Origin of the sequence: [Scytonema hofmanni] UTEX 2349, assembly GCF_000582685.1 — a bacterium.
GTDB lineage: Bacteria > Cyanobacteriota > Cyanobacteriia > Cyanobacteriales > Nostocaceae > Hassallia > Hassallia hofmanni.
The window spans coordinates 102,450-110,635 of sequence record NZ_KK073766.1; the positions used below are offsets into that span (position 1 = coordinate 102,450).

The window sequence follows — 8,186 nt, forward strand, 5'->3', positions numbered from 1 at the left end:
GTCACTAAGTTCATTGGCTAGCCAGTCTAACTCAATCTCGGAGAGTAAGCCACTTCCACCAATTCCGAACTTTTTAGTTCCAGCCCAAATATTGACTTTGTGGTTTAACTTCTATCCGATTTCCTTCAGAATCTCTCTTGTAAGTGGTCTGGGTTCTTTCTAACTTCAAGATTTGATGCCGTGAAGCAGGGCGAGGACGATGATACTTAAAACCAAAAAGCTGATACCTTAAGGAAATCTTCTCTTGGTCTAGGTGGAACCAAACCTTTCCAAAAAAAGCAAACAGAATCTGTAGTATTAACCAAATACCCACTCCTACGTGTAATAAAGCGAAGAAAGCAGCAAACCATCCTCCAGAACTCCAAGTGTTTAGTGCTATAGCATACCAGTTCACTAAAAATCCATTCCAGATAACGGCAAATCCAATCACAGGCAATAATTCAAGACTAAACCCTCTCGGTGGAATGTAAATTTCTAAAAGATTGTGGTTTTTAGTTAAAATGACCTTAGAATCTTGAGGTCTTACTGGGACTAGAAGTTGTTTCTTTCGTAGAGTTTCATGCTCTAGAGCTTGCAAAGCATGATTAGCAGATTCCAATCGCTGTTCAAGGGACGGTTCGGTCATCCATTGCAACCAATCAATGAAGGTGTTTGAGAGACTGACGTAATTTTCAAAGCAGATCCTAAGATTTCTTTGAGGTAGATCAGCAGGATGCTGCCCCGAAGCCAAATATATTAGGGTTGCGCCTAAAGCGTAGAGATCAGAAGCAGGTACTGCTCGTTCTCCAAACTGCTCAGGTGGCATATAGCCATATGTACCAACAATCGTTCTTGTTCCTCCTTCACTCGCAGCAGCTTGTACAGAACCGAAGTCTACCAAGTAAACTTGACCTACACTATTCCCAGAACGATTGGCTAGCAAAATATTACTTGGTTTTATATCACGATGGATGATAAGGGGATAGCGGTTGTGAAGATAAATAAGAACTTCTAAAATTGCTTTGGCGATTTGCTTCAATTCGGGTTCACTAAATGCTCTAATTGCTTTGACTTGTTCTTCTAACGAGCAAGCGTTGATATAGCTTTGTATTAAAGCAAAGCCTTTGCCAGAAGTTGTCTCAACATCGAAATAGTCAAGGTAGCGAGGAATAGCGGGATGTGTAAGCTCCTTCAATGTCGTGGCTTCGCGCTCAAAAAGCTTAAACGTTTCCCACTTTAGCTCACTGCTAAAGATCAATAGCTTAACTACAACTAAATCATGGGTTTGTTGATCGAGAGCTAGTAGAGTTTGTTGACCGGATCTTTCTCCTAGCTGCCGTTGAATTTCGTAACGCTCTCGCAATATATGATCTACCATAAGGACTACCTCAGAAATATTAGTAACCCTGTTTATTCTTAGCTTAGGGCTTCTCGAAAACAGAAGGCTGGCATGTTTTAAGTCGTTTTCTCGCAGGTGCTAAGAGAATGTTTCTTCTATTGATTAATTATAAGAGTGAAGTTAAATCGGCAAGTTTGCTTTTTGCTCCCACTCCTTAATTGCATATTTTAGTCTGAATCAATACCTATCTGAGCCAACCAGCATCAACACGGCGGGCTATTTTTCGCATTACTGTGCCAGTTTCTTCATCAGCTTTTTGCCGCTGCCCGGATGCCAGCAAGTCGCGCAGTTTTGTATAGTCTGCGCCAACGGTTGAAATTAGTGCGTCTTGTTTTCACTTATAGGGGAAAAGGGGTGCATGGGAAGGGGGAAAGGGAAGAAATTATTGGGAGTTTCCTTGAGAGGAATCCCAATAATTGACAAGAACTAAAAGGGGCTTCAAACCCTTATAGGGTGAAAGAATCATATAAAAACTGTTAGCGTGTTGTGAATAACTTCTTAACATGAACCCCTTTTTTCATGAACCCCTTTACTTGGACCAGATTGGTGACATTTTTTAGTTCTTAACGCCTGCAATCGCACTTCTTTATTTTCTACATAACTCACAAATATTGGAATGCATTGTAGCTAATAACTGTTATTCGCATAACCACACCTAAACGGACGGACACCACTACAGTTATAAAGATTAAAATTACTTAACATCTCGTTACGATAGAGACATTAAGAGGGTTGAAATTAAATCTCTTGATGTTGAAATCAAAGGTGAATGGCATGAATGGCAATATTCGATGTTGCAACCTCTTCGGGATTCCCTTCTATATCAATCCGTCATGGTTTTTAGTCCTGGGCTTGGTAACTTGGAGCTATAGCAGTGGATTAGCAGCGCAATTTCCCCAGTTAGGTGGGGGATTACCTCTGTTACTGGGATTGATGACAGCACTGTTGTTATTTAGTTCTGTCGTTGCCCATGAATTAGGACACAGCTTTGTCGCCATTCGCGCTCGTAATTGATGTCAAATCAATCACGCTGTTTATATTTGGTGGGTTGGCAAGCTTAGAAAAAGAGTCAAAAACCCCGGCATCCGCTTTTTGGGTGGCGATCGCAGGTCCAATAGTAAGCCTGTTGCTATTCGGTATATTTGTAGGCATTGGTTTTGGTACTGCCGCATCGGGACCATTGGCAGCGATTATCAGTGTACTGGCTTCTGTTAACTTGTCATTGGCGCTATTTAACTTAATTCCTGGCTTGCCATTGGACGGCGGAAATATACTGAAAGCAATCGTATGGAAGATTACGGGTAATCCTCATAAAGGTGTGGCTTTTGCGAGTCGAGTTGGGCAAATATTCGGTATTGTAGCGATCGCTTCTGGTTTACTTCCGTTGGTGTTATTTGGTAGCTTTGGGAACTTCTGGAACTTGTTAATTGGTTTCTTCTTGCTGCGAAATGCTGGTAATGCGGCTCAATTTGCGAGGGTGCAAGAACAACTAACAGGTTTGACAGCAGCTGATGCAGTAACACCCGATAGCCCCATTGTTTCTGATAAAATTACCCTCAGAGAATTTGCTGATGAGCGGATACTGAGCGGACAAAACTGGCAGCGGTTCTTAGTAACTGATGATAACGGGCTTCTTGTGGGTGCGATATCTGTTGATGATATGCGTTTCATTAATACTGCACTTTGGTCAGAAACTCAAGTCAAAGAAGTGATGCGACCAATCGAGCAGTCTGGCACTATACAATCCGATCAACCTTTGTTGGAAGTAGTACAGCTACTGGAAGGACGCACATTATCTGCACTTCCTGTGATTCGTGACAATGGCGTGCTAGTCGGAATCTTAGAAAAAGCTTCAATTATCAACTTGCTTCAGAAACGAGTGCAACCAAATCCTGCATAATGCACTCATTTGTCACGCATTAGAGAGATTAGTAAACTATAAGTAACAATACTTACATTAAACCGTTTTCCATTGTGAGAAACGGTTTTTTTGTACTTGCCTACATCTGCCAATTAACATTACTATTGACTGTCCACAGAATCGATTAATTTATCGTACTGAAGAATAATTAAGCGAATGGTTTCAAACAGTTCTGATAATTGCAGGTCGTTACAGTTAATATTGCGTTTTAGTGGGATACCCTGGTGCAGACTAGACCAAGGCAGCAGTTAGAGCAAGCACTAATTCAAAAATGGAAGTCACCATTCAACAAAGAATGCTGGCAGCGGTGGGGGCAACCGTTTGGGTGAAGTAAGTAAAATCCCTGCTTTCGGCTCTCCCTAAGCACGAGTCAGCAATTCTAAGTTATGCCCATTGGGGTCATAAAAATAGAAACCACGCCCCCCCTTCCTATGGTTAATTTGACCTTTGTTTTGATGCATTGGGTCACTGCTATATTCAATGTCTTTTTCTTTAACCCGTGCAAATATTGCATCAAATTCCTCATCGCTAACATGAAACGCATAGTGATGCGACTCCAATACGGAGCAATCGGCAAAGTCCAAAGTTAACGTGTCATTAACGCGTACAGCAGCGAAGTGACCAACACCAGGCTCAACCTTCAAACCAAAAATGTCTGCAAAAAACTGTGCCGATGCTTCTTTATCGCGTGATCTTACAATGGTGTGATTTAAAACAATAGCCATGATACACCTCTAAAAAAAGCTTATGGGTGTTATTTCCAGCATGACTCTTTAAGTCTTCTATTGCCATCTTCCTAAGGGAAGCGATGCCTGCGGTTCTTGCTAGCCTACGCCTTTCAACAAAGAAAATTGGCAACGCTGGGGGCAACCGTTTGGGTAGTTGGTCGTAACATTTTTATCCGTGAGTCCGGCGTATGGTTTTATCTTGTGGATGCATCGCTTTTACCACGAGAGGAAAAGCACCATCGCACCTAAGGCTCTTTGTTTGTCAAGCTAGCATTTGAGAAAAATCTGAAATTTTTATGCTTGTGCGTCCGGAATGGGCAAATTAAAAAGTGATATTAAGTGTGTATTTACACCAAACACGAAATACTAAAACGTAATTAGGCAAGGAGAAATCATGAACACTACTTCTGTTGTGCTTAAAGAAGGATCAAAAGGTGCAGAAGTTACCAAGCTGCAAGAAGGTTTGAAAAAACTCAATTTTTATTCAGGTATTGTTGACGGTGTTTTTGGGGCAAAAACCAAGGAAGCTGTCATCAATTTTCAAAAATCACAACAATTAGTAGCCGACGGCATTGTAGGCGAGAAAACTTGGTCTAAATTAAACGCAGCACTCCAAGAGAGCAATCCACGAGCTGATTTTCGAGTAATTAACGTACAAGAATTTATCTCTTCTAACCGGATTAGAGTTTCTACTCCAAAAGCAATAGCTGTACAATTGTTTAGCAACTCAGAAGAAGAAGAAGCAAGAAAGTCTGAGGATATAACAGTAGCGTATCCTACAAGAGAAACTGCCGTCATCGTATATACCATAATAGGTTTGGGTGATGATTCAGTAGCTGGAATACGAAATCGCATTGAATTGAGACGCAACCAAAATAAATGGGAAATTGTTTGGGTGGGTGAGCAATACAAGTGTCAGCCAAATCGAGGACATCAAGACTGGTCTGGCAGTCTTTGCTCGTAATTGGGTTTTTAATCTTCGCCAAGCCTAATTTAATTGCTACTTCAGCCTCTGTAATTAGATATATGAAGTAGCATTTTAATCAATGACAACATACGTGCAATTTTCACGCTTTTGTTGCAGCGCTTCTGGGATTGGGGGAATGCGCGAGCACTTGCGGTGGACTGAATAATAAGGTATTCAATCCACCAACGCGATCGCTCTCGTTACTTAATGAGAGCCGACGCAGTTAAACCTTGACTCGTCTCTGTAGTCAGCTTTACTCCTCATCAACTTTTTCGATATCATCAGGTGTACCAGTGGCAGAAATTTTTGATGTGCCAGATTTACCAGCACCTGAATTGCCACCAGAAGCGCCAGCACCGCCTGAGTGTTTAGAATCCGTGTTACCTTGTTCTTCTTGAAGCTGTTCAAGGCGGTTTTTTTCTTGAGCTTTATCTTTTTGGTCAGCCATATCTTCTTTACACTTTTTGCTATCGTATAGCTCTTAACTCTAGCATTTTCCTTATTTTGCAACACTCTTAGGTAAGCGCTTTTACTTTCATCTAATTCGCTGCCACGAGACAGTGATAAATGACACTGCAAACAATGAATGTATGATGATTACAAGTGTATTAGCCATGCCACCAATAAAGCTGTAGATTTGGGCAACTGCTACCAGACTATGAAAAATAGACAAAGCGATTAATCCCGGTTTTAGTTCTTTTTTATCAGTCAATGAGAGCATTAAAAAACTCAAAGTCCCCAAAGACAAAGCACCGCATCCTATTACCCGCAGTAAAGAAATAGACAGTTGGCTATTTAGGGTAAGCAGAGTTGGGAAAAAGAGAAATACGCAACCAATTCCTATTTCAAAAATAGTATTAGCTATTAATAGCATTCGCATTCAGGAAACCGCACTTGCGACTCGGATACAACCTTAACATAACTTTATACGCGGGACTCACATAGGGGAGCGATCGCTTCACGAAATAATAGACATCTCCAGAAATTAAATATGCGTCATCCAGAACCTTTGTAGAGACGCGAAATTTCGCGTCTCTACATTCTTTTTCGGATAGGTCTAATGAGTATTAAAGCCTCCGTTGCGGCAATCCGCATGGTTCCAGTCGCGGCAATCTTACGGGTTAACCGACACAAGCCTTTCAAGCTTTACGTGGCGGCAAAATGTGTCTTGGCTACTTTTACTCCAAAACTTGGTAAAGTTGTTAAAATCCTCCAATTGCTTAATCTGTATTGAGTGGAAAATGCCTATTTATAGAGAGCGCTACGCGGATGATTGGGATGACATAGCTACTGCCATTAAAGCAGCAGCACATTGGCGCTGTCGTCACTGCAATCAGCAATGTTTGCGTCCAGGTGAAAAGCCAAAGGAATTGTCGCGCTCTGAGTGGACTGTACTCACGCTGTCGGTACACCATGCTAATTTTACACCTGAAGATAATCGACCAGAGAACCTAATTCCGCTTTGCACACCATGCCATCTTGCGCTGCACAGTCGAGCGCGAGGCAGAACGAATACAACACAGGGGCAGTTGGAGTTACCACTTTGGACAAATTAAAGGTGGGGGTATGGGGTGCGATGTCTGCGACGGGCTGTTCGGTAACGCTTGGGTTTTCCTCTCTTCGAGACGCTCTGCGCGTTCGCTTGAATGAAGGCGATCGCACGTATTAATTAAACTACTTTGCCTAATCAGTAAACCAAACGAGTGGTAAATTCTGATGAGCGATCGCCTACATACGATATTTTTCCTCTAAGAACGGGAAGTGATCACTCAGTATTCCCTCATAATTATGTTTTTACTGCACAATGATATAAGCTTTTAAAAGGCGTTGCGTTGATGGGAAGAGAAGATGAATCCGAATGCTACAGCCGCCCGATATAATCAAATTGCCCTATGGTGGCAGACTAAGCATCAAGATTCGCCATACGGGATCGCACAATTGGAGCAGGCTATCAAATTTACTTCTAAGAGGCACTCAGCTATTGACGTAGGCTGTGGAAGCAGTGGACGTTTTATTAACATCTTATCTAAGCATGGATTTCAGGCTGAAGGACTTGATATTTCCACAGAAATGATAAATTTAGCCAAGCACCTGCATCCAGAAATTACGTTTTACACCGAAGACATCTGCTGTTGGATTCCTGGGAAACTTTACAGCTTAATTTCTGCTTGGGACAGCATTTTTCATCTGCCGCTAAATATGCAACAGCCTGTTATAAAAAAGCTATGCGATGCCCTTGATTCGGACGGAGTACTCCTGTTCACATGTGGTGGCGGACATACAAAAAGTGAGATTTCGGGGGCATTTCAAGGTCAGGACTTTGAGTACAGCACTTTGGGCGTAGATGCTTTGCTACGGATTCTTAAGCGTAATCACTGCACATGTCGCCACCTCGAATATGACCAATATCCTGAAAATCATGTTTATATCATTGCTCAAAAGACTTAACCAATCATTGTGTTTTCCTCGCTTGAATCTTGAGCAGCAGTTGAAATGCAGCAACGCATCACCGATTTCATTATCCGCCACAATGATTCTGCACAACCAATTAAATGGTCATATACAGTGGCACAGATGATGGAGAAATTCGCGCACGTATTAATGCGATCGCGGCTTAAACAAATTTGATACACAATCCCAAGCAGTAATGGTATCCTTAAGGGTACTATCGGATATGTTTTTAAGGGTGTAAATAATAGATTATCGTTACGTAAGCTTTTGTTTACTTTTAAAACATCCTCTGAGAACTATTAAATGATTCCTCCTCAACAGCTAATCCAAGAAACTATAGAACGATATAAAACGCGCTCCCCAGAGCGCGGGAGCAACATTCGTAAACTTTCATCTGGTTCGGTCCTCAATGTAGACACCCCTGAACGTGTCAACAGACGTTTGGAAAGAATTGCTCGTAATCCTGTAGCTGCTTCTATTTTATCTGAAGCCAAAATTTCCATAGACGATTTGTCTAGCGAGGAGTTTAATCGCGTTGTTCAAGAGCGGATTATTGGTCAAAGAGACCTAATGAGTATTTCATACTTGGAATATGGACTGAAGGTTTCGCGGTCTATCTGCCGCATCATTTTACGCAGTCGTAGTGGGAGAGTGATAGGGTACGGGACTGGCTTTATGGTTTCTCCCCGTCTATTACTTACCAACACATCATGTACTATCTTCGGTGGAAGAGGCTATGCC

Annotated in this window: 8 protein-coding genes and 2 pseudogenes; 6 read left to right on the forward strand and 4 right to left on the reverse strand. The window is 41.9% G+C overall.

The window, feature by feature from the left end; genetic code table 11:
* Positions 1-73: 73 nt before the first annotated feature.
* Positions 74-1,357, reverse strand: coding sequence for a serine/threonine protein kinase (locus TOL9009_RS38045; protein ID WP_063628676.1), 1,284 nt, complete (start codon positions 1,355-1,357; stop codon positions 74-76).
* Between the two features lie 795 nt (positions 1,358-2,152).
* Between TOL9009_RS38045 and TOL9009_RS38050 the strand changes: the two are divergent.
* A pseudogene (locus tag TOL9009_RS38050) lies at positions 2,153-3,278 on the forward strand (site-2 protease family protein).
* Positions 3,279-3,658: 380 nt separating this feature from the next.
* On the opposite strand, the gene TOL9009_RS0104420 reads toward TOL9009_RS38050, so the two are convergent.
* Positions 3,659-4,024 carry a VOC family protein gene (locus TOL9009_RS0104420; protein ID WP_029631450.1) on the reverse strand — a complete coding sequence of 122 codons (366 nt, stop codon included), beginning with the start codon at positions 4,022-4,024 and terminating at the stop codon, positions 3,659-3,661.
* A 397-nt stretch (positions 4,025-4,421) separates the two neighbouring features.
* Here TOL9009_RS0104420 and TOL9009_RS42015 point away from each other — a divergent pair, with 397 nt between their 5' ends.
* Complete coding sequence (locus TOL9009_RS42015; protein WP_051502793.1) at positions 4,422-4,991, forward strand: peptidoglycan-binding domain-containing protein; 570 nt, start codon at positions 4,422-4,424, stop codon at positions 4,989-4,991.
* Positions 4,992-5,247: 256 nt separating this feature from the next.
* On the opposite strand, the gene TOL9009_RS0104430 is transcribed toward TOL9009_RS42015, so the two are convergent.
* Both TOL9009_RS0104430 and TOL9009_RS0104435 read right to left on the reverse strand, forming a co-directional pair.
* Complete coding sequence (locus TOL9009_RS0104430; protein WP_029631452.1) at positions 5,248-5,442, reverse strand: hypothetical protein; 195 nt, start codon at positions 5,440-5,442, stop codon at positions 5,248-5,250.
* A gap of 87 nt (positions 5,443-5,529) precedes the next feature.
* Positions 5,530-5,874: a hypothetical protein gene (locus TOL9009_RS0104435; protein ID WP_144238150.1), complete on the reverse strand. Its 345-nt coding sequence runs from the start codon at positions 5,872-5,874 to the stop codon at positions 5,530-5,532.
* 361 nt (positions 5,875-6,235) lie between these two features.
* On the opposite strand from TOL9009_RS0104435, the gene TOL9009_RS0104440 reads away from it, so the two are divergent.
* The 4 genes and pseudogenes from TOL9009_RS0104440 to TOL9009_RS46870 all read left to right on the forward strand — a co-directional run.
* A complete protein-coding gene (locus TOL9009_RS0104440) occupies positions 6,236-6,550 on the forward strand; it encodes a hypothetical protein (protein ID WP_029631456.1) in 315 nt (104 codons plus the stop codon).
* Between the two features lie 292 nt (positions 6,551-6,842).
* The gene (locus tag TOL9009_RS0104445; RefSeq protein ID WP_029631458.1) at positions 6,843-7,442 is read left to right on the forward strand and encodes a class I SAM-dependent methyltransferase; all 600 of its coding nucleotides are present in this window, start codon (positions 6,843-6,845) and stop codon (positions 7,440-7,442) included.
* A gap of 45 nt (positions 7,443-7,487) precedes the next feature.
* Positions 7,488-7,622 (forward strand): hypothetical protein, encoded by a 135-nt coding sequence (locus TOL9009_RS48875; RefSeq protein ID WP_260675840.1) that lies wholly within the window; start codon positions 7,488-7,490, stop codon positions 7,620-7,622.
* 126 nt (positions 7,623-7,748) lie between these two features.
* Positions 7,749-8,186 (forward strand): annotated as a pseudogene (locus tag TOL9009_RS46870) (hypothetical protein); the annotation flags it as partial.

Excerpts from the sequence above, each read along its gene's own strand:
- TOL9009_RS38045 (WP_063628676.1), bottom strand. The coding sequence starts at position 1,357 with ATGGTAGATCATATATTGCGAGAGCGTTACGAAATTCAACGGCAGCTA.
- TOL9009_RS0104420 (WP_029631450.1), bottom strand. The coding sequence starts at position 4,024 with ATGGCTATTGTTTTAAATCACACCATTGTAAGATCACGCGATAAAGAA.
- TOL9009_RS42015 (WP_051502793.1), top strand. The coding sequence starts at position 4,422 with ATGAACACTACTTCTGTTGTGCTTAAAGAAGGATCAAAAGGTGCAGAA.
- TOL9009_RS0104430 (WP_029631452.1), bottom strand. The coding sequence starts at position 5,442 with ATGGCTGACCAAAAAGATAAAGCTCAAGAAAAAAACCGCCTTGAACAG.
- TOL9009_RS0104435 (WP_144238150.1), bottom strand. The coding sequence starts at position 5,874 with ATGCGAATGCTATTAATAGCTAATACTATTTTTGAAATAGGAATTGGT.
- TOL9009_RS0104440 (WP_029631456.1), top strand. The coding sequence starts at position 6,236 with ATGCCTATTTATAGAGAGCGCTACGCGGATGATTGGGATGACATAGCT.
- TOL9009_RS0104445 (WP_029631458.1), top strand. The coding sequence starts at position 6,843 with ATGAATCCGAATGCTACAGCCGCCCGATATAATCAAATTGCCCTATGG.
- TOL9009_RS48875 (WP_260675840.1), top strand. The coding sequence starts at position 7,488 with ATGCAGCAACGCATCACCGATTTCATTATCCGCCACAATGATTCTGCA.